General features: G+C 29.1%; 21 protein-coding genes. 6 read left to right on the top strand and 15 right to left on the bottom strand.

Features of this window, described 5'->3' with window-relative positions:
• Positions 1 to 16: 16 nt before the first annotated feature.
• The 15 genes from gatA to folE form a co-directional block, all read right to left on the bottom strand.
• Positions 17 to 1,477 (bottom strand): Asp-tRNA(Asn)/Glu-tRNA(Gln) amidotransferase subunit GatA, encoded by a 1,461-nt coding sequence (gene gatA, locus WBG30_RS14725; RefSeq protein WP_424505408.1) that lies wholly within the window; start codon positions 1,475 to 1,477, stop codon positions 17 to 19.
• 104 nt (positions 1,478 to 1,581) lie between these two features.
• Positions 1,582 to 2,406, bottom strand: coding sequence for a phosphatase PAP2 family protein (locus WBG30_RS14730; RefSeq protein WP_424505409.1), 825 nt, complete (start codon positions 2,404 to 2,406; stop codon positions 1,582 to 1,584).
• Positions 2,406 to 3,851, bottom strand: a complete 1,446-nt coding sequence (locus tag WBG30_RS14735; RefSeq protein WP_424505410.1) for an ArnT family glycosyltransferase — start codon at positions 3,849 to 3,851, stop codon at positions 2,406 to 2,408. The genes WBG30_RS14730 and WBG30_RS14735 overlap by 1 nt, the downstream gene beginning before the upstream one ends.
• Before the next feature lie 11 nt (positions 3,852 to 3,862).
• Complete coding sequence (gene gatC / locus WBG30_RS14740; RefSeq protein WP_424505411.1) at positions 3,863 to 4,156, bottom strand: Asp-tRNA(Asn)/Glu-tRNA(Gln) amidotransferase subunit GatC; 294 nt, start codon at positions 4,154 to 4,156, stop codon at positions 3,863 to 3,865.
• A gap of 57 nt (positions 4,157 to 4,213) precedes the next feature.
• Positions 4,214 to 4,939 carry a polyprenol monophosphomannose synthase gene (locus tag WBG30_RS14745; RefSeq protein WP_424505412.1) on the bottom strand — a complete coding sequence of 242 codons (726 nt, stop codon included), beginning with the start codon at positions 4,937 to 4,939 and terminating at the stop codon, positions 4,214 to 4,216.
• Between the two features lie 12 nt (positions 4,940 to 4,951).
• Complete coding sequence (locus WBG30_RS14750) at positions 4,952 to 5,392, bottom strand: GtrA family protein (protein WP_424505413.1); 441 nt, start codon at positions 5,390 to 5,392, stop codon at positions 4,952 to 4,954.
• Positions 5,393 to 5,408: 16 nt separating this feature from the next.
• Positions 5,409 to 6,119: a pseudouridine synthase gene (locus tag WBG30_RS14755; RefSeq protein ID WP_424505414.1), complete on the bottom strand. Its 711-nt coding sequence runs from the start codon at positions 6,117 to 6,119 to the stop codon at positions 5,409 to 5,411.
• 175 nt (positions 6,120 to 6,294) lie between these two features.
• Complete coding sequence (gene scpB / locus WBG30_RS14760) at positions 6,295 to 6,825, bottom strand: SMC-Scp complex subunit ScpB (RefSeq protein ID WP_424505415.1); 531 nt, start codon at positions 6,823 to 6,825, stop codon at positions 6,295 to 6,297.
• Between the two features lie 2 nt (positions 6,826 to 6,827).
• Positions 6,828 to 8,480 (bottom strand): hypothetical protein, encoded by a 1,653-nt coding sequence (locus WBG30_RS14765; RefSeq protein ID WP_424505416.1) that lies wholly within the window; start codon positions 8,478 to 8,480, stop codon positions 6,828 to 6,830.
• A 19-nt stretch (positions 8,481 to 8,499) separates the two neighbouring features.
• On the bottom strand, positions 8,500 to 9,555 hold the full coding sequence (locus tag WBG30_RS14770; protein WP_424505417.1) for a rod shape-determining protein: 1,056 nt from the start codon (positions 9,553 to 9,555) through the stop codon (positions 8,500 to 8,502).
• A 9-nt stretch (positions 9,556 to 9,564) separates the two neighbouring features.
• Complete coding sequence (locus WBG30_RS14775; RefSeq protein ID WP_424505418.1) at positions 9,565 to 10,149, bottom strand: Maf family protein; 585 nt, start codon at positions 10,147 to 10,149, stop codon at positions 9,565 to 9,567.
• 2 nt (positions 10,150 to 10,151) lie between these two features.
• Positions 10,152 to 10,691 (bottom strand): hypothetical protein, encoded by a 540-nt coding sequence (locus WBG30_RS14780; protein WP_424505419.1) that lies wholly within the window; start codon positions 10,689 to 10,691, stop codon positions 10,152 to 10,154.
• A gap of 448 nt (positions 10,692 to 11,139) precedes the next feature.
• On the bottom strand, positions 11,140 to 12,522 hold the full coding sequence (locus tag WBG30_RS14785) for a phospholipase D-like domain-containing protein (protein ID WP_424505420.1): 1,383 nt from the start codon (positions 12,520 to 12,522) through the stop codon (positions 11,140 to 11,142).
• The gene (locus tag WBG30_RS14790; RefSeq protein ID WP_424505421.1) at positions 12,519 to 13,385 is read right to left on the bottom strand and encodes an alpha/beta fold hydrolase; all 867 of its coding nucleotides are present in this window, start codon (positions 13,383 to 13,385) and stop codon (positions 12,519 to 12,521) included. The genes WBG30_RS14785 and WBG30_RS14790 overlap by 4 nt, the downstream gene beginning before the upstream one ends.
• Positions 13,386 to 13,543: 158 nt before the next feature.
• Positions 13,544 to 14,104, bottom strand: a complete 561-nt coding sequence (gene folE / locus WBG30_RS14795) for a GTP cyclohydrolase I FolE (RefSeq protein ID WP_424505422.1) — start codon at positions 14,102 to 14,104, stop codon at positions 13,544 to 13,546.
• Between the two features lie 290 nt (positions 14,105 to 14,394).
• Between folE and hslU the strand changes: the two genes are divergently transcribed.
• From hslU to WBG30_RS14825, 6 genes are all read left to right on the top strand, one after another.
• The gene (gene hslU / locus WBG30_RS14800) at positions 14,395 to 15,714 is read left to right on the top strand and encodes an ATP-dependent protease ATPase subunit HslU (RefSeq protein WP_424505423.1); all 1,320 of its coding nucleotides are present in this window, start codon (positions 14,395 to 14,397) and stop codon (positions 15,712 to 15,714) included.
• A gap of 107 nt (positions 15,715 to 15,821) precedes the next feature.
• A complete protein-coding gene (smc, locus tag WBG30_RS14805; protein ID WP_424505424.1) occupies positions 15,822 to 19,334 on the top strand; it encodes a chromosome segregation protein SMC in 3,513 nt (1,170 codons plus the stop codon).
• Positions 19,335 to 19,346: 12 nt separating this feature from the next.
• Complete coding sequence (locus tag WBG30_RS14810) at positions 19,347 to 21,026, top strand: P-loop domain-containing protein (RefSeq protein ID WP_424505425.1); 1,680 nt, start codon at positions 19,347 to 19,349, stop codon at positions 21,024 to 21,026.
• 39 nt (positions 21,027 to 21,065) lie between these two features.
• On the top strand, positions 21,066 to 22,052 hold the full coding sequence (gene lpxK, locus WBG30_RS14815) for a tetraacyldisaccharide 4'-kinase (protein WP_424505426.1): 987 nt from the start codon (positions 21,066 to 21,068) through the stop codon (positions 22,050 to 22,052).
• Between the two features lie 11 nt (positions 22,053 to 22,063).
• Positions 22,064 to 22,807, top strand: a complete 744-nt coding sequence (locus WBG30_RS14820; protein WP_424505427.1) for a hypothetical protein — start codon at positions 22,064 to 22,066, stop codon at positions 22,805 to 22,807.
• Between the two features lie 60 nt (positions 22,808 to 22,867).
• A partial coding sequence (locus WBG30_RS14825; protein WP_424505429.1) for an adenylyltransferase/cytidyltransferase family protein occupies positions 22,868 to 22,972 on the top strand: 105 nt, incomplete at its 3' end.

The following is a 22,972-nucleotide window of genomic DNA, read 5'->3' on the forward strand; positions in this document are numbered from 1 at the left end:
TTCTTAATAGCCTTTACTATTTTTTAAATTCAGATTCTGGTATTTCCATCTTTGTATATGCCTTTTCATAAGCATCTCCAGCTTTTAATATAGTTGCTTCATCAAAAGCTTTTCCTAAAAGTTGTATTCCTACTGGAAGGTTCCCTACCTTTCCTGCTGGAATAACAAGTCCTGGAATTCCAGAAAGGTTTGCTGGAATTGTAAATATATCTTCTAAATATAATTCTACAGGAAGTTTCTTATCTGTTAATTTAAAAGAAGTTCCAGGGGTAGCAGGTGTTAAGATAACATCTACTTCATTAAACGCCTTTTCAAAATCATTTTTAATAAGTCTTCTTACTTTTTGAGCTTTCTTATAATAAGCATCATAGTATCCAGCACTAAGTACATAAGTTCCTATCATAATCCTTCTTTTTACCTCAGGACCAAATCCTTCACTTCTAGTTTTGATATACATATCCTCTATACCATCGTAATTACTGGCTCTATATCCATATCTCACTCCATCAAAACGAGCTAAATTTGAACTAGCTTCTGCTGGGGCAATTATATAATAAGTTGCTGGAGCAAACTCTGTATTAGGTAAACTTATTGGAACAATCTCTGCTCCTAATTTTTTAAAGTTTTCAATAGCTTCTTCAGTCACCTTCTTTATCTCAGGATTTAAACCCTCGATGAAATATTCTTTAGCAACTCCTATTTTCATACCTTTAATATTCCCATCCAAATTAGCTGTAAAATCCGGCATTTCTGTTTTTATAGATGTCGCATCCATTTCATCATATCCACCGATTACGTTAAATAAAGTAGCTACATCTTCTACACTTCTACCCATTGGTCCTATCTGATCTAGTGATGAAGCAAATGCCATGAGTCCATATCTAGAAACTCTTCCATAAGTAGGTTTCAGTCCTACTATTCCACAAAATGCAGCTGGCTGTCTTATACTTCCCCCTGTATCTGATCCCAGTGATAACGTTACTTGTCCTGATCCTACTGATGAAGCTGATCCACCTGAAGATCCACCTGGAGTTCTATCTAAGTCCCATGGGTTTTTACTTTCTTTTATATAAGATGATTTTGTAGTAGAGCCCATTGCAAATTCATCCATATTAGTTTTCCCTATTATTATTGCACCTGTATCTTTTAGTCTCTTTACTACAGTGGCATCATAGATTCCTTCATAGTTTGAAAGAATTTTAGACGCTGATGTTGTTAAATCTCCCTTAGATACCATATTATCTTTTATAGCAATAGGAATCCCTTCTAGGGGTAATAATTCTTCACCTCTAGCTATTTTTTCATCCACTTGTTTTGCCTTTTCTAAAGCACTTTCTTTTTTTAATAGAGTAAAACTCCCAAGTCTTGATTCTGTTTTTTCAATTCTATCAAATATATTGTTTATTAATTCTACTGCTGTTATTTTTTTTGCCTTTAACATAGCACTTAGCTCTGTTGCCGTATGTTTGTATAACATCTTCTCCTCCTCGATATTTTAACCTCTTTTGCCTAATGGCGCTTTCCCTTAACGATGAATATTTAAAAAAATTAAATTTTTAAATGTCAAAAGGGAAAAAGGAACTATTTTTTTTCTTTATTTATTTCATATATTGTCTTAGCTACTAACACCCCTAGAAATCCTGCTGAGATGATATCGCTTAACCAATGTCTTGTCCCATATACTCTTGAGCAACTTAACGCTAGAGCATAAACTATAGCAAGTCCTCTAATGAATTTATTTTTGTATCCATAATAAAATGAAAAAGCTACTGCCACAGATACTATTGAATGCCCTGAAGGCAGACTAGCACTTGCACTTTTAAATGGATTTATGCTTTCATTTCCACCTATCCAAGATGCCCAGTTAAAAAACTGATAAGGCAACATATTCACATCCGGCCTCAATCTAGATATTATATATTTTAATATATTTACTAGTAACCCTGCTGCAATTATCGTCATTAGAGCTTCTTTAGAAACTTTTCTTAATTTTTTATTTTTAAATAAAGTTCCTAGTAGGAGTAGTATCACTACATTAGCAGCAGTTGTATCTCCATCTCCTTGGTTAGCTAAAAATCTTTCATATTTTGAATATTTTTCTTTATTGATTTTTTCTACTTCAGCTTTTTTCTGCAATACCACTATCTCTTCAGGGGTAGCTGTTCTAGCACCATTTTCTACTCCTTGCAAAATTTTATCATAATATTTATTAGAAAATTGTTTGGCTACAGGAAGATCTAAATAAACTATAGTAAATATAGTTACAACTAAACCTATTAGAGCTATTTTTTTATATCTTATAATATTTTTTAAAAAAGCTCCTACAAAACCCTTTAAATAACCCTCTCTCAATACATCTATAGCTATCAAAATAACTATTATTATCATCAACGTCTCTTTGTTCACTATTTTCTCCCTTTAAAATTATACACTTTATATATAAAGTATTCCCTTTGAACCCTTCCCCATCTTTTAAATACAACTGTATCTACTAGTTCTACCCTATCAAACAAAAATTTATCTTCTGGTTTTCTATTGTAAAATGAATGAGCTACAAAGATACCATTTTTTCCTATTATTCCATCTCTATCCTTCCAATAATCAAATTGACTTATTCCACCACTAAGATTATATACATATTCTTTTTTCGGTAAATAAGCAGCTAATTGGGAAGATATCTGATATCTATCTCCAAATAAGAACCATTCTTCACCGTCTTTTGTCGATTCATCATATATTTGTTGTACTCTTTTGGCAGCTATATCCCATCCCTGCATATCAGCCAAAGCATTTTCTTTTGGCTTTAAAGGAACTACGAGAGTTGTAGCTACCAAATATAAAATTAGAGATAAACTTGCACTGAGTACGATTCCTATCCGCCATAACTTATTAAACTCAACATACTTCACAAAAACTATTATCATAGGTATATATGCACAAGCTAACCAATGAACTTTTGAGCTATTAGACAAAGAACTAAAGGTAAATACTGCAATGAGCGGTAATGCAAACCAAAATAATATATTTACATCTGGTTTTTTAAAGTTTTTTATAGAACTCATAAATATCCCAAAGAATAAAATTGGAGATACTACACCTATTTGCCCTCCTACAAATTGAAAAAATTTTGTAGGTCTAAATCTAAATGTTTTATTTTGTCTTCCTTCTAAATGAAACTCAAATGATCCCCAATTATGAGAATAATTCCAATATATAACAGGTGTAAAAATAAGTATAGATATAATAAATGCTATATACGGCTCTTTTTTTAGAAGCCAAAATCTATTTTCCCGACTTAGTAATAGATAGAAAAATATACTTGGATATACCATAAACATATTGTATTTACTGAGTAGTCCCAATCCTGTCAATATAGCTATAATATACCAAGATTTGCAATCTTTTTCATAGATGACCTTTAAAAAATAATAAAGGACCATGGTATATAGTAAGATTAATGGTGAATCTGGTAATGTCATTATAGATAGAAATGAATACAGTGGTAATATATTAAATATCAATCCTGAAATACCAGCTATCTTCTCACTCTTGTATAGATAATAGGAGATCTTATAGATATATATACTAGTTGCAAATATCATCCCCACTGATACAAGTCTCATAGAAAAATTATTTTCACCAAATATTGATGTACACAGCCATATTAAATATGCGATAAGTGGCGGATGATCATAATAACTCATCCCTAAATTTCTAGACCACAATAAATAATACGCCTCATCATCAGATAAGTTCAAATAACTACCTATAGCTAACCTTAAAACAGTAATTCCCAATAGAAATATTATGAATTTTTTCTTATTAAAATTATCTAATATATCTTTTATCATCAAATTTCTCCTTAATTTCCACTAACAGTTCTAGGCACTGCAAACGATCCTTCTACCTCTTCAGGAGCATTTTTTATTGCTTCTTCTTTAGTTAAAGACTCTCTCACGACATCTTCTCTAAATGAGTTATACATTTCATTTACCTGAGTCATAGGCACTACACCTTCTACATTTGCTTCATCTAATTTAGATACGAACTCTAAGATATCATTTAATTCGTTCTGTAAAGTCATAACTTCTGATTCCTTAAATTCCAACATAGATAATTTCGCTACTTTTAATACATCTTCTCTCGTTAATGCCATATTTCTCCTCCACATTTTATTTAGACCTTTTCTACTTCGTAGATGATGTCTCTATTTTTAATTTTCTTTTAAAAACTTTTTATTTTTTCTCATCCATAATACTTTTAATATAGCTTCTAAAAATATTTTTTTACTCATTTTAGATTTCCCTAAGGTTCTATCTTCAAATATAATAGGAGTTTCTTTAATTTTCATTCCCTTTAACCACACTTTATAGTTTAATTCCACTTGAAAAGAATAACCATTAGATACTATCTTATCTAAATTTAAAGTTTCTAGTGTTTCCCTTTTGAAACATTTAAATCCACCAGTAAAATCTTTTATCGGAGCTCCTAGTACTATTCTAGAATATAAACTCCCTCCACGACTGATAAATTTTCTTATGATCCCCCAGTTTACAACTCCTCCACCTGGTACATACCTGCTTCCAATTACTAAATCGTGAGTTTTTATCTCTTTTAAAAATTCAGGAATATATTTTGGGTTATGAGAAAAATCAGCATCCATCTCAAATATATAATTATAATCCCTTTCTAAGGCCCATTTAAATCCAGCAATATAAGCTGTTCCTAGTCCTAATTTACCACTTCTTTTATGGATAAATAATCTGCCTTTATATTTTTGCTCCATCAACCTCTCTATTATCTCGTAGGTTTTATCTGGAGAGTTATCATCCACTATTAATATATTCAGATCTTTTTTCACCTGATATATCATTTCCAGTAATTTTTCAACATTTTCACTCTCATTATACGTAGGTATAATTATCAATGTTTTTTTCATCAATTTCTCCTTTTATTTTCGAAATGTTATAAAGTAATTCCCAAAAAAATTAAAAAATGTAGCTACTCCTATTCCAATCATTTGAGCTATTATTTTAATTACTTTATCAGGATTAGATCCTGCATATTTTTTTATTATATCATAGGTCAATTCATTTACCGATAAAAATTCTACCGTAATCTTTAAGATCAACAAGTTAACTATAAAATTTAATAAACTTATTATAAAAAAATGTAAATATTTTTTCTTTATACTTTTCCCTTCTCCCTTACCTTTAAACGTCCAAATAAAATTTAAGTAAAAATTACTGCTCACTGCAAATAAAAAAGCTATTGTAGCAGCCATAAGATAGTTCACATCCAGAGTTATAAGGCTAGTATAAATAAGCATATTTACTATTACTCCACTAGCTCCTACCAATCCAAACTTCACAAATATTTTAATTATCTCCAACTTTTCAACTCTCCTTCTAAATATTTTTTAAATACTTTATTTCCTCTTTTGTAAGGGTTCTATACTTCCCAACCTCTAAGTTTCCTATAGCAATAGTCCCTATTTTCACTCTAGTTAAGCTTATAACTCTATGTCCTACAGTTTCTAACATCCTTCTAATTTGACGATTTCTTCCTTCTCTGATAGAAACTGTTAACCAAGAAGTACTTCCTTCCTCTTTTAAAAACCTTACCTTAGCTGGTAATGTCATTCCATCTTCTAATTTTAATCCAGCTTTTAGCTGTCCTAAATTTATTTTTTTAATATGCCCTACTGCCTGTATTAAATATTTTTTATATACTTCACCTTTAGGATGAATTATTTTATTATAAAGATCTCCATCATTTGTTAATATGATCATTCCTTCGGTATCATAATCTAATCTTCCTACCGGATAGATCCTTTCCTTTGTTTTTATAAAGTCTAATACAGTTCTTCTCCCTCTATCGTCTTTTACAGCACTTATTACTTTTTTAGGTTTATTTAATATGTAATATACTTTTTTTTCTTTTGTCTTCCCTATTAATCTTCCATCTATCGATATTTTATCTTTAATATTTACTTTTACCCCTGGACTTGGATATTCGCCATTTACCATTATTTTTTTTTCTTCTACCATCTTATCTATTTCACGCCTTGACCCTATCCCTATAGATGCAAGGTATTTATTTAATCTTACTTTTTCCATTTTTTCCTCCGTTTTTTTACCATAAATGATGCAAATATTCATAAAATTTAATTATTTTTCATGTCAATCAGTATAATTCTCGGTTTATTTATTTTTGTTATTTCCCCTTTTACACGAATTAAAATTCTTCATTTTTTAGTACTAAAAAATAAAATAGTTAACTACACTAAATTTTTTAATCTATTTCAGATTCCTCTAGTTTTTTTCTTATTTCTGCATAATTTGGCAACATTATTAAGCTTTCTATATCTAAATAATTCAAAAAATTATCCGTTGTACTATATAAATTAGGCCTTCCTATTGTTTCTAGTCTTCCACTAGGATACACTAATCCCTTTTCTTCTAAATTATAAATAACTCTTTCTACACTTACCCCTCTTATAGACTCAATATGACTTTTTGTTACTGGCTGTTTATAAGCTATAATAGATAAAGTTTCCATGGCTGCCCTAGAAAGTTTTTTAGGCTTACTTTCTTGATTAAAAAAGTTATGAACTCTCTCTCCATATTTAGGATTGGTTTCAAAATATACCATTCCTTTTTCCATTTTTAAATTTATTCCTGAAACTTTTTTTTCTCTCTCTAGTTTATCTAGGCATTCTACCATTTTTTCCATTTTTATATTATAAAATTTAGCCAATTCTTTTATTTCTAATTCTGAAGCCAAATATAACATTGCTTCTATTTCTTTACCTATATTTTCCATATTTATTCTTCACTCCTATCATATATGGTATTCAAGTATTTAGATATTAAGTATATATCAATACCATTAATTTCATATTTTTTTTCACCTTTCAAATAAATTTTATTAGGTATCTTCATAGAATTTTCCTCTATATCTTCATTGAGTTGTAATAGATTAATATCTCCAAATCTCGACAAATTATTCACGTAAACTCCTCCTAACAGGCTTAAATTTGTTTCAACATCTATTTCTTTCCTACTACTAAAATAAGGGTACCTTTTAAAAATGCTGTCACTATAAAGTTTATCTATCAACCTTTTGGTTCCTACATCATCATAAAATCTTAAATATTCCCATTTAGAATAAGTCCTTTTTTTATCTAAAACATATTTTTTTATCCCATCATCTAAAATAAAGTTTTTAAGTAGATAATTATTTAATGTTTTTTCCATGTAAATATATTTTTTGTCCCCATCTATTTCTTTATATAATTTTAAAAGATTATAACTATAATAATAGATCTTAAATTCATAGCCTTTTTCTAATATATTTTTTTTGTCGAGATCTTGTTTTATTCCTATAACAATAGTATTAATTTTTTTTTTGATTTTTTCTATATTTTCAGTATAAAATTTAGTATTTCCTGATTCTTTTAAATAATTCAAATATACATAAGCCTCTTGGACTTCTTCAACTGTTAATTTTGTTTTATTGAGATAGGCAAACTCCTCTTCTTTTTCCATTAATCTAGTCAAAATTTGTTTAGCATCCTCATAATATCCATATTTTACAAATGTTATAGCTGTATAAAGGATATCTTTAGTTTTAGAAGTTTCTCTCAAACCGATATTCGTATAGTAATAAAATCCATTATTAGATGTTTTCAAGTAGATTAAAAATCTTTCCATAATCTTTTGAGTTGTCTTATCAAATCCTTTAGGAATTGGCTTTAACCATCCTTTCCAATAATTTCCCTCTAAAGATAGTAACCTTTTAGAACTTTCAAAAGATAAAAAATTAGGAGCCTTTTTATACCTAATCTGAACTATATCTGATTTTTCATGATCTGATATCCTTACTTTACTAGACATTATCATTTTTTGATCCCTGTATTTTATAGTTGAATTCTCTATTTTTTTTAATTTAACTACCTCTAAGTCACTGGTTGGAACGATGTATCCCACCATTGAATTTTTTAAATTTTTTATGTAAATATTGTCGTTATATTTATAATAATCCTTTGTTTTTTTATATTCAATTATTCCATTTCTATCTGACATATTAAAAAGATATAAAAACTCCAAAGTTTCGCCTTGTTTTATATCATAGTTATTTACAATATAAAACGAACTTTTATCTACCATAGAGGGAATATAAGTAGTTTTAATTTCCCCATATGGAAGTTTGGCAACGGTCTCAAAAATATTTGTTTGAGGAATGAATCTTTTAGAAATTATATAATCTGATAAAAGATAATGTTCCCCTTTATAATACACGCCAACTTCGATGCTATCTATATCCGGTTTATAAGTTTCCATATTTCCATTAAATCTCGTTATTTTATTATATTTTTCACTGTATTTAAAACTCAGTTCTCCATTGGAAGTTATGAATTCACTGCTCGAAAAAAGGAGGGTTTTTAGAATAAAAAAAAGTAGTATATTTTTTTTCATCTGCTCCCTCCTCTTTTATTTAATAATCTTTCTCTGGAGATATTAAAACACTCTTATATTCCTCAAAATTTTGTAGTAACACCTCTATCCCATTTACTACACAATTTAATGGATTTTCAGAGGGCCTAACCTCTAATTGAATACTCTCTGCTATCTTTTGATCTAAGCCTCTAATCCCAGCTCCTCCTCCAGTTAATATTACTCCCTTTCTCTTAATATCTGCCGACAGCTCAGGCGGTGTTTTTTCTAAGACTAATTTTATCTCTTCAACTATCTTCTTTATTAGCGGCATTATTGCCTCTTGTACTTCCAATGAAGATATAATAACGTTTTTAGGTAATCCATTTAATATATTTCTTCCACTTATCTCATAAGTTACTTCTTCATCCCCTGCCAAGGCAGTAGCTATATTTATCTTAATATCCTCTGCTGTTTTTTCCCCTATAAGCAGGTCATGCCTCTGTCTTACATATTCTCCTATGGCCACATCAAATTTATCTCCTGCAACTTTTAGCGAAGATGTCCTTACTATTCCACCTAATGAAATAACCGCTATCTCTGTAGTTCCTCCACCTATATCAACTATCAAATTCCCTTCAGGATCAAAAATATTTATTCCTACTCCAATAGCGGCTGCCATAGGTTCCTCTATTAAATAAGCTTCCCTAGCTCCAGCTTCTAATGTTACATCTATTACTGCTCTTCTCTCTACTTGAGAAACTCCAGCAGGAACACATATTACTACCCTTGGACTACTTAAAAAAGTTCTTTTATGAACTCTTTTATAAAATTCACGGAGCATTTTTTCTGTTATTTCATAATCTGCTATTACACCATTTTTTAATGGTCTTATAGCTTCACAACTATCAGGAGTTCTTCCGATCATTTTTTTTGCTTTTTCCCCTACAGCGATTATATCTTTTGTTCTTGTGTTTATTGATACCACTGATGGCTCGTTTAATACTACACCTTTATTTTTTACACATACCAATGTATTTGCTGTCCCTAAATCTATTCCTAGGTCTTCCGAAAAAAGCCCAAACATATTTTTAGTTAACTTTAATATTTTTAACATTTGATCCTCCTACAATTCTATTATGTTTTGTATTTTTATTCCGTGTTTCTTTAGATCATCTACAAATTTTGATATTGGAAATCCCATGACATTATAAAATTCCCCTTCTATCCTATCTATCAATACTCCTGCTCCTACCCCCTGTATCCCGTAAGATCCTGCTTTATCCATAGGTTCTCCTGTTTCTATATACCAATTTATTTCTTTTTTTGTTATCTTTTTAAATTTTACAATAGTTTTATCATATCCCGAAATAAATATCTTTTTATTTTTATTTATCAGTGAATAAGCGGTTACAACTTCGTGAGTTCTTTCAGATAAACTATTAAGAGTTCTAAACGCATCTTTATAATTTTTTGGTTTTCCCAAAATTTCATCATCCAAGATCACCACAGTATCTGCTGATAATACAAATTCATCTGGATAATCATTTGCTATCCCTACCCCTTTTTTGACTGCTATATCTACCACTTGTTCAACCAAAACTTTTTTATCACTTATTTCTTCTATGTCGGCAACAACTACTTTTATTTTTTTTATTCCAAAATTATTTAAAATTTCAAATCTTCTTGGAGATTTAGAAGCCAATATCATCTTTACACCTCTTCTTTTTTAAATTTAAAGCGTAACTGTCCCTTAGTCACCTTTTCTATTTCATATACTTTATTTTTTTTATCTATTTTTTCTTTTTTTTCTTTTAAGTTTATTCCATTGATTTTTAGTTGTTTTTCTACTAATATTTTTTTATTTTTTTCCATATTTTTTTTTAACTGTAGAATTCTTTCTTCCCTTTGTTTTTTTACTGTTTTTTCAACTATACTTTGCCTTTCAGATTCTATTCTTTCCTGTTTTTCTTTTTCTAAAATTTGCTTTTTTATTACTTTTTTTTCTTTTATTAACTTTCTGACCTTTTTTCGTTTTTCACGACTTCCCTTCTGATAATAATTTAGTATTCCCCTGATCATATTTCCTATTATTTTCCCAAAGAGGATAAATGAGGAGAAGAACAGAATTGTCCCTGTAACTGCAATATTAATATTAATAGGTACTAAGAAATAAAATTTATATAGGATCATTGTTATTAACATTCCTAAATTTTTATTTCCGTAGAGATAGATAAATATTGTTTTATCCAAACCCTCTGTATCTAAATCAGCAATGTGAAATAACAACTGCAAATTACTAATACATATCAAAAAAACAAAGAAAAAATTAAGTCTCATTAGAAAGACTGATCTTTTATTTAAGTCTGATATGAAATCCGAAAAAATATTCAATATCAAGTATGGAATCAATACACTCCTAAAGCCTCCCAATACCTCTCCCAAAGACTCATAAGTTTCACTTAAATATATTTTTTTTCCATTTGTAATGTAAACATATACCAAAAATAATATCAAAATAATTTTTAATAAAATAAGAAATTTTCTCTTCTTCTCCAATTTGACCATCCCATCTATCCAAAATCGAACTTTTATTATAATTTTATCATATGAAGTAGCAAAATACAAGTTTAGAACATTCAAATATCCAGTAAATACATCAATAACTTGTATAATTGCCTATTTCAAGTTTATTTAAAAATTAATAGGTTGAAAACCCGCTTATATTTTGAATATCGTATAAAATTTTATTACTTATATACCCATTCTCTAACTTCTCTTTTCCCATTATATAAGTGTCTCTATCGTCGTTCCATAACATCTCAAAATATTCATCTACATCTATAGCTAACCTAGAATTTAAAGGCGCTACGACTCTTATATTAGTATCTAAAGTATAGTCTCTAATATTTCTCTTAGTTAAATTAGCTGACCCACCATTTACGATCATCTTATCAGAAGTTTTTACAACCACTAACTTAGTGTGATATTGTTCCCCTGAGGATCTATACCATTTCACCTCTATCTTCCCCTTACTTTTATCTATTAGTTTTTTACCCGTAACTTTATTTGGTATTCCTGTTTTTTTCATCCCAAATGCTTCTTTATTTTCATCTAATATCAGTCTTACTTTGACACCTCTTTTTGCTGCACCAATTAATTTTTTAACAATAACTTTATCTCCTAAATAAAACATTCCTATATAAATCTCATCTCCACTTTTGGCATTATCTATATCTCTATCTAAAATATTTCCTATTTTCCCTTCAGTAAGTAATTGTATCTTGTACTTACCTTTATTATGAAATTTAACTGTAGGCAGATCCATTTTAATTCCTGATAACTCTCCTACAGCTTTTTCAGATTCTACTACTGAATTTATTATTCCACCATCAAATTTAAAACCTATATTAGAATGGTATCCACTGGCACTATGAGGGTTGGCTGAAGTTACCAAAACTTCTTTTTCCGTCACCAATACTTTTCTATGGTTACCCTTTAGATTAATTAATTTCAAATAGGCTCTTATAGTTACCTTAGGAGCTTCTGGACTAAATGGATTTGTAAGCCATCCTCCTCCTCCTGTTCCAAACCAACTAAAAAAATATTTCCAAAATGTTGAATAAACTTTATTTGCTCCATTAGTCTCTGTGAGGTCGGTTAAGATAACTACTATCCCAGTTTTTTCTAATTCCTCCAATTCAATTGTGTTATAAACACCGTAAAAAGTATTTATTTCGTCAGTTATAAAATATATTTTTATATCTTTATTTTCTTTTTTCTTTTTAATTAGAGCTTTTTTTATCCCAGAAGATACTTTAGGAAAATTAAATTCACTGGCATTGTATAAATTATTAAATAAAAATACATCCATAACTATAAATTCCTCAGCATTTTCTATAATTTTTTCCATCTGGTTAAAAATTCTATGCTCTGTATAGACTGTATTTTCTTTTTTGTGAGTCAAATCATAATAAAATTCTATATTATCTGTCTTATAGATTGGACTTTCCATAGATATATTTGACGGAAGATTACTACATCCATAAAAAGTAAAAAATAACAAACTTATAATCCATCTCATCTCCTTGACCACCTGTCTAGCCACACTAAAAGATCCTTATAAACTTCATATCTATTTATCTCATTTAACATCTCGTGGCGACCTTCTGTATATATTTTTAATGTTATATCCCTATATCCCAGTTTTTTATAAAATTCATATAATTTTTTAGTTCCTGTCCCATAAGCTCCAATAGGATCATTTGAACCAGAAAAAATATACATAGGAGTTTTTATACACTTTCTTTTATTTCCAATCTTTGAAGATTTTTTTAAAAGAAAAAATAAACCTTGAAAATAACTGGTATAAGGGATAAATCCACATAAAGAGTCGTTCTCATATTCCTCTACGCTCTTTTTGTCCCTAGATAGCCATCTAAACTTTTTATTTCCTAAAAACTTTAGATTATTTCTCCCAAATAATAATTTATTTAATATTGTGTCTCTTTTATTTCTAAACAACAAAAGAAATCGCGATATAAAACATCCAAATTCAATAGAAATTCTAGATATTCTTGCAGATCCTGATAAGATGATTCCGTCATTCTTCATCCCATTATCCAATAAAATTTGAGCCATAAAAGATCCCATACTATGCCCCAATATAAATAATGGTTTATCATCTCTAAGTTTTTCAATAGAGATCATAATTTCCTCTAAAGAAGCTTTAAACTCATCTTTTATAAATCCTAACTCATCCAAGGTTTTTATATTGTTTCCATGTCCTATGTGATCTATTATAGCCACTCTATATCCATTTTTTTTTAAATAATCACCTATACCTTCATATTTTTTAGAGTGTTCCCCCATACCGTGAATTATAAATATCGTTCCTTTTGTAGTTACATCTACAGAAGGCTCCCATAATCTAATTTGTTTTTTCATTTCCAATGTTCCTCCTACCTTCTATTATTAGTTTAATTATATTGTAATTCTAAGTTTTTTCCTAATTTGTATCGTGTTTTATTTTTATACCCTTTATTTTTTTCTTCTAAAAAAAAAGAGACCTCGTTATCAGGTCTCATCTTACAATTAATTTTTTATTACATATGTTTTATCAATGACAGAGCTTCTTCCCTAGTTGCAAGATTTGTTCTAAAAATACCTCTTACTCCTGATGTAATTGTCTTTGATCCTGGTTTTTGTATTCCTCTCATTGTCATACACATATGCTCTGCTTCTATTACGACCAAAACTCCCTTTGCACTGAGTTTCCCCATTAACGCTTCTACAATTTCACTATTAAGACGTTCTTGAAGTTGTGGTTTTTTAGATGCTATATCTACTACTCTAGCTAATTTACTTAGTCCTGTTACTCTTCCATTTTCTGGAATATAAGCTATGTGTACTTTCCCATAAAATGGTAATAAATGATGTTCACACAACGAATAAAATTGAATGTCCTTTACTATAACCATATCATTATGTTCTACATGAAAAAATACAGAGATTTCATTTGCCGGATCTTTCCCTAACCCTCCACAAATCTCACCAAACATCCTTGCTACTCTCTCTGGAGTTCCAAGTAACCCCTCTCTATTTACATCTTCTCCCATACCTTCTAAGATCAACTTCACTCCATCCATTATCTTCTTCTTGTCCATAAAATTCCCTCCCCTCTCTCTCTTTTTATAATTTCATGAAATTATTCATAGAAATATTTATGACTTATAGTTTTTTACATCTTATCATATTTTTCATTTAAAATCATCCATTTTCACCTCTAAATAAACTTTCTTCTCATTAAAAAATCAAATTTTTTTTATTATACTAAAAAAAATTCTAAAAGATCAAAAACACTTTATTTTTCTTCCTATATTATAAACACATTTCTTGTAATAGCCACATAAATAGTATATAATATGTCGTTAGACACTGTTATGAGGAGGAAGAAATGAAAGAAAATTTAATCCCAAAAAAAATTGTAGAAGAATTAAATAAATATATAATTTCTCAAGAAGACGCTAAAAAAAATGTAGCTATTTCACTCAGAAATAGATATAGAAGAAAACAAATTTCAGATAATAAATTAAAAAACGAAATCACTCCAAAAAATATAATCTTAATAGGACCTACAGGTGTTGGAAAAACTGAGATTGCTAGAAGATTAGCAACTATTACAAATTCTCCATTTATCAAAGTAGAAGCTACTAAATATACCGAAGTAGGTTATGTAGGAAAAGATGTTGAGTCTATGATAAAAGACCTTGTTTCCATGACTTTTAACAAATTAAAATCAGAAAAAATAGAAATATTAAGAGAAAAATATAAGAATTCCACTTTCCTAAAGGTAGCTAAACTTATAAAACCTTATGGTACTATCAATCCTAATGAAAAAAACACTCTATTAGAAGAAATAAAAACTGGAAAGTACGATAACCAAGAAATTGAAGTTGAAAAACACCAAAGCTCAGACGCTCCAATGGTTGAGGTGTTTGCCACTGGTAATGAGCCAGAAGAGGACGGTGTAAAGGGCATTATCGATAATATTATGAGCTCTTTCCCAGGTGGAAAGAAAAAAATAGTTAAGATGAGTGTTAAAAATGCCATTGAATACCTTTTAAGAACTGAGATCGAGCAAAATATAGATCTAGAAGAATTAAAACCATTAGCTGTAGAAAAAGTAGAGGAAGATGGAATCGTGTTTATAGACGAGATAGATAAAATTGCAGAAAGAGAAGGTAGTAATAGTGAAGTTTCACGTCAAGGTGTTCAAAGAGACATCCTCCCAATAATTGAAGGTACCACAGTTATGACAAAATATGGTTCTGTTCGAACTGAGCATATTTTATTTATTGCAGCTGGAGCTTTTACACAGGCTAGCCCTAGTGATTTAATGCCTGAACTACAAGGAAGGTTTCCTATAAAAGTAAGATTAAATACTCTAAATAAAGATGATTTTGTGAAAATTTTGACTGAAATAGACTTTAACTTATTGACTCAGTATCAAGAACTACTAAAAACTGATAAAGTTAATTTAAGTTTTACTAAGGGTGCTATAGACGAAATAGCAGAAATAGCTATCGAACTTAATGAAGATATTGAAAATATAGGGGCTAGAAGATTAGCTGGTGTTATTGAAAAAATCTTAAATAACATAATGTTTGAAGCTCCATATGAAAAAGAAACCACTATAAAAATTGGAAAAAAAGATGTTGTTAAAATATTTAGTTATGAACTTATAGAGGAAAACTTGGATAACTATATACTATAAAAAAGAATAATTTAAAGTTTGAAACACACAATAATTTACAGAAGTAGTTAAAAAAATTATCATAATACTAAATTATAAAATTGAAGAAGAGAAAAGTGAGGGAAATTATGTATTTAAAATGTATAGAAATAGATGGATTTAAATCCTTTGCAGATAAGATTAAACTTGATTTTAATATGGGAATAACCTCTATCGTAGGCCCTAATGGAAGTGGAAAATCTAATATATTAGATGCTATTCTCTGGGTATTAGGGGAACAGTCTTATAAAAATATAAGAGCAAAAGAGAGTAGTGACGTAATATTTTCTGGGGGAAAGAATAAAAAACCTAGAAGTACTGCTACTGTATCACTATATATAGATAATGAAGACAAAGCTTTAGAGATAGAAGATGAAATAGTCAAAGTAACAAGAAAGATCAATAAAAAAAGTGAAAATGAATACTACATAAACGATCAAAGATGTAGACTAAAAGATATCAATGAATTATTTTTAGATACAGGTGTAGGGAAAAGTGCCTATTCTGTTATTGGACAAGGAAAAGTCGAAAAAATAATCAGTGCCTCTAATAAAGAGATCAAAAGTATCATTGAGGAAGCTGCTGGAATAAAAAGAATAAAACTTCGTAAAGACGAAGCTTTAAAAAAACTTTCTAAGGTAGAGTTAGAAACCGATAAAATAAATCTTATTGTCAGTGAATTAGAAGAAAATAAAGACAAAATCGGTAAACAATCTGAAAAAGCTATTAAATATAAAAAATTAGAAGACGAGATAAACACTCTAAAAAAATCTATCTACTTAGAAGAATATCAAGTCAATCAAAAAATCGTAGATGATTTCTCTAAACAAAGAGTTGATTTAAATCTTACCTTAAAAGAACTCCAAGAAAAATTCACAGAAAAAGAAACTGCGTTAGAGGAAATAAATAAAAAAAGAAACCTCCTCAACGATGAAGTCAATGCACTGACAGATAAAAATATTGATTTAAAAAAAGATGTAGATAAATTAGTCAATGACAAAGTACTATATGGAGAACGAATTAAAGGATTTAATCGTGAGGTCTCTGGCAAAAAAGAAAATTTAGAAAGTTTAAATGTAAAATTAAAACACCAAATCAGTGAATTAGACAGACTAAACTCTAAAAAAGATGTTGTTATAGAACAATTGAAAAATTTAGAAGGGGATAACCTCAAATATGAAAAACAAATAGGTGAATTTGAACTCAATCAAAGAAATCTGGAGATTGAGATTGGAGTACAAAAAGAACATGTTATGGATTCTGAAGTAGATAGACTAAAATTAATTGCCGAGATAGAAAACTCTGAAAAAAGAACTAAAAGTAGTGCTAATAAGATCCGTGGATTAGATGAAGAATCTACTGAATACACTAAAAAAATTGAAAAATTAACCATTGAGTTAAACTTACTTGAAACTAAACAAAAAAATATCCAAATAGAGATAAAAAAAATAGATGATACCATTGAAGATGCTGAAAAACACATAGACGCCCTGAGTCAAAAGATGAATACAGTCTATGATGAGAGAAAAGAAGTGGCCTATAACCTCAGCAGACAAGATGCAAAACTAGAAAACCTAAAAAAATTAGAGGCTAATAACGAAGGGTTCTTTAAAGGTGTAAAAGCTGTTTTAAATGCCAATATTGATGGCGTAGCTGGAGCTTTTATAAGTCTTATAGATATCCCAGAACATCTTGAAACAGCTATAGAATCAGCTGTCAGTGGATCATTACAAGATATCGTAGTAAAAAATAGTGAGGTAGCTAAAAAATGTATCTCCTACCTAAAACAGTCTAATGGAGGTAGAGCCTCATTTTTAGCATTTGATAGTATAAAATTAAATAACTCTAAAAAGGCAATCTCAGAAAATGGTGTTTTAGGCTATGCTAGCGATTTAGTTAATTACGATTCAATCTATAATAAGCCTGTTGAATTTGTATTAGGGAACCTCTTGGTAGTTAAATCTACAGATGTAGCTCTAGAAATATCTAAAAACAACCTTCATCGTGGAAACATAGTTACTCTTGATGGAGAACTTATCTCAGGTAGAGGCCGGATTACTGGTGGACAACATATAAAATCTGCTAGTTCAATTATCTTTGAAAGAAAAAAAGAGATTAAAAAATTAGATAAGATAGTAGCAGAATTAGATAAAAAACATAAAGAATTAGATGACTTATATAATGGATACTCTAAAAATATGGATGAATATGAAAAAAAATTAGAAAACATCGACGATCTTAGAGTTGCAAAAGAAGATTCCTTTAGAGAAATTTTAAGAACTCATACAGACCTAACAGACGGTCATAGAAAAGAGGTTAAAAAATTAAAAATTATAGAGATGGAAAAAATTGAAGAAATAAATTATATAAATGAATATAACAAACAACTTCAAAACGCTACTACTCAAAAATTTGATACCGAAGCCTTTTTAAAAAAATCTAAAGATCGTTTAGCAGACAACAACAAAAAATTAATATCTTTAAAAAAAGAAATAGAACTAATTAATAAATCTTACTCTAATATAAAGATAAACTATTTAAATAAAAAAGAACAAGTTAAACAACTAGAAAGAGAGATCCAAAGAAATAATGGATTCCTTCAAGAGTTCCAAAGTGAAAGTAAAAAAACTATGTTAGAAATAGAGAAACTTATTTCAGACATAGAAAACCTAAATGAAAGATTAAATAATATCCAAAATGAATTCCATAGTGAAAATATAAGATATGAAAAAGAATTTCTAGAGATAAAAGAAAAGAAAAATCTTCAAGAGGAACTTGAAACTTTGGAAAAAAAAGAAATCTTAGCCACTAAAAATATTGAAAAAGATCTCATATTAGGAGAGAATAAATTAAAAGTCCTCATTGAAAAATTAGAAAAAACTACAGGCTGGGTTTCTCAAATAGAAGAAAAACTATCTGCTTTAATAGATATAAAAGAAATTGTTTTAGAATCATCTGTTTCAGAATCCAAGGAAATTCTATATCGTTTAGAGGCAAGACTCAAAGGATTAGGTTTAGTAAATCTTTTAGCCATTGAAGAATTTATAGAATTAACGAAAAAACATGAATTTATAACAGCTCAAAGGGATGATCTTATTATTAGTAAAAAAGCTCTCTTAAAATTAGTAGAAGATATTGAAAAAATTATCGAAACTAAATTTTTTAGTGCATATAAAGAGATTGATAAAAACTTTGAATATATGTGTAAAGAGGTCCTAAATAATTCTATAGGTCGATTACAATTGGTAGATAATGAAAATATCCTTGAAAGTGGTATTGACTTAATGGTAAAATTTAAGAACAAAAAGTCTCAATCTATAACTTTGCTCTCAGGTGGAGAAAAATCAATGGTTGCTATTGCCTTTATTATGGCACTATTTATGTATAAACCAAGCCCATTTACTTTCTTTGATGAGATTGAAGCAGCACTAGATGAAACAAACATAAAAAAACTTATTAGTAAATTAAAGGAATTTACCGACAGGTCACAGTTTATTTTAATTACACATAATAAGGAAACTATGAGAAGATCCGATACTCTCTACGGTGTTACTATGAATAAAGAATTAGGCGAATCTAAGATAATATCGGTAAGTGTATAAAAGAGAGGTAGAATGAAACAATTAAAAGAAACACTTAATAGACTAGACGGGAAAAGTTATGGTGGCTATAAAGAGATCAAGGGAAGATATAATTTTATAGATTATACCTTGGAAATATTAAGAGTTCAAGGAGACCCCTTTGCTTCTCCATCACTTTTTTCTGTAGAGATAAACCTTTTAAAATATGGTTATTCAAAAGATTCTTATGATAATTCTAGCAAAAAAGTAGCTTTTGAGGATTACATTTTAAGAAAACTAAATAAACTGATCTCAAAACTAGGAAAAAAATCTGGATCAGGGAAAAGCGGACAATTAAATATCCTATCTCCTAAACAAGAAATTTTAAAGAGATCAGCCGTTGAGATCATAGGCGATATCCTCATCATAAAATTTTATGGAGGACTACCTGCTAATGGTAGAAGGATTGCCAGTAGATGTGCCGTTACAATGATCTTTAATGAGATCCCTAAGATTTCTAAAGAAATAAAAATTACCCATATAGATTTAGAAAGATTACAACAACACATTATAACTAATCTGAAATCTGACTCTATAAGGCGTGCTATAAAAAAAGAAAATTTAATAGTTTTTATCGAAAACAATTCAAAATTAGCTAGAATGAGCTCTATCGATGACAGAGTCTTAATAGATGGAATACCATTTCAAACTCCTAAATCTTTGGAAATTACTCTCTGTCTCGATAATGGTGATACTGTCTATGGAATGGGAATACCTAAAGGAATCACTGTAATTACTGGCGGTGGATTCCACGGGAAATCTACTCTACTTACTGCCATTGAAAAGGGTGTGTATAATCACATTTTAGGAGATGGTCGTGAAGGAGTTATAACTGACAGAGACACTGTAAAGATCAGAGCTGAAGATGGAAGATGGATTGGTGGACTAGATATCAGTAATTTTATAAATAATTTACCTCACAAAAAAGATACCCATAATTTTATTACGGAAAATGCAAGTGGTTCTACATCTCAGGCTGCCAACATAATGGAAGCTTTAGAATTAGGAGCAACAACACTCCTCATCGATGAGGATACTACTGCTACAAATTTTATGGTAAGAGATCGAAAGATCCAAGAACTTATCTCCCATAAAAAGGAACCTATCACTCCATTTATTGAAAGAATAGAGTCTATGAAAGCTGAAGATATTTCTGTTATCATTGTAGTAGGAGGTTTAGGAGATTATTTTTCTACAGCAGATAGAGTTATTATGCTAGACGAATATAAACTTTTAGATGTCACTGAAAAGGCAAAGCTCATCTCTAAAAAATTTGAAAATTCAAATGTTAGAAGAGTTAATCAAAAGTTTACAATTCCATTTAGAAGATTAGATCCCCAGAAAACAAAAAAACTCTTTACATCAGATCGTTGTAAGGTAAAGACTAGAGAATTGGATGAACTCCTAATAGATAAAGAAAACATCGATATTCGTCACTTAGAACAATATGTTGAAAATGGTCAAATAACATTTACAGGAGAAATTATTAGAAAGATCTTTACACAAATAAAATGTGAAACTTTTAAAGATCAATTAGATAATGTACAGATAGAAATAGATAGGAACAACTTAAGTAAATTACTAAAGAGTAATAGTGGTAGTCTAGTAGAAGCTAGAAAATATGAGATTGCAGGCGCTATTACTAGATTACGTAAAGATATATTTGAAAAATAATTATTATGAACAAAAAAAATAGTCGAAAAGAGGAATTACATGGAACTTTTAGCGTACCTATATCATTTAATAACAAATCTTAGGAATAGATTGTATGACAAAAAAATCTTGAAGTCTAAAAAAATAGACGATATAGAGATTTTTTGTGTTGGAAATATTACAGTAGGAGGAACAGGAAAGACCCCTACTGTACAGTACTTAGTTCAAAGATTTTTAGATGAGGGAAAAAAAGTCGCTATAGTATCTAGGGGATACAAAGGAAAAAGAAAGGTTGACCCCATGATCGTTAGTGATGGAAAAAACATTTTAGCAACAACTAAAGAAAGTGGTGATGAACCACTTTTACATGCTATAAATACAAAGGTCCCAATAATTGTAGGTCGAGATAGATATTCTGCTTGCATGTTAGCTAAAAAACATTTTGATATAGATACAATTGTATTAGATGACGGTTATCAACATAGAAAACTAGAAAGAAACTGCAACATTGTTTTAATAGATGCTACTAATCCATTTGGTGGAGGAAGACTTTTACCTCTAGGAACACTTAGAGAAGATTTAAAACAACTTAAAAGAGCAGATGAATTTATCATTACTAAGGCTGATCTTGTAGATGATAGAGAGATAAAAAAAATTAAGAAATACCTATCTAAATATAAAAAAAATATCTCAGTAGCTAAATATGGAGTAGTTTCCCTAAAAGATCTTAAGGGAGACAGAAAGCCTCTTTTCTGGGTAAACAAAAAAAAGGTCTTATTATTTAGTGGATTAGCAAACCCACTAAACTTTGAAAAAACAGTGATTTCCCTTATGCCTTCTGCAACTGACAGAATGGATTTTTTAGATCACCATAATTTTAAAGAAAGAGACTTTAAAAAAATAATGAAAAGAGCAGATGAAATGGGAGCAGACTATATAATAACTACAGAAAAAGATATTGTAAAACTTCCGCAAAATTTTCATATGCCAAGAACATATGTACTAAAAGTAGAACTAACTATGCTAGAAGATAATCTGTTTCAATAGTAGGAGGAATAATGTTTCAAATAGACGATATCAGAGAAAAAAATATAGATAAATTTTATGAAATTTATCTTACAGGTGGGAAAATAAAATTAATTGAAGCTATAGCAGAAGGATTGGGGAAAAGATCATATTTTACTATTGATTGTGATGGAACTATTAAAAGAAAATCAATGAATCACGCTCTCCCACTTATAACAACTATAAATAACAATAACTATAAAGAGATCATAACTACTCTCCTTGAAGAAATGGTTGATCTAACTCAAAGGGAAAAGATAAAAAAAATTGAAAGGTTATCTAAATATTCTATGGACACTTTAACTAATAATTTTAATAAAGTTATGGCAAGCGGGGACAAAATATTTGGATTAAGATATGGAAAAGAACTTTTTTTAAGAGATAAACAATTATTTTTTAAGATGTTATTTGATTATATTTTATTAGAAGATATTGAGAGTGAAAAATCAACTATGGCTTGGAGTTTATACCAACTTATGAAAGAATTAAAAGACAATTATTTTTTAGATGAAGTATTTTATGTAGGAATGTCATATATCTTACAAAAAAGATCAGAATTTAATGATTTCGAAAGAGTAATAAGTACTACTTTTACTCCTACACCTAAAGTAGAAGTAATTAGAGCATCTAAAACTATAGATTCTTTAGAGATCTCTAGTTATGGGAATATACTAAATGAATTTACATATAAAAAAGAAGATATCTACACAGAGATATTAAAAGAAAAACTAAAATAATAGCAACGTGATGTTGCATCCAGTTAAATACAAAGAAAAGACATAAAAGGATGTTAATATATGGATAATAAAAATAATAAAATAGAAAAAATAGGAATTTTCGGGGGAAGTTTTAACCCTATCCATAGAGGACATATAGAGATGGCAAACCTAGCTATTAAAAAA

This window comes from Psychrilyobacter sp. (assembly GCF_049671765.1).
Classification (GTDB): domain Bacteria; phylum Fusobacteriota; class Fusobacteriia; order Fusobacteriales; family Fusobacteriaceae; genus Psychrilyobacter.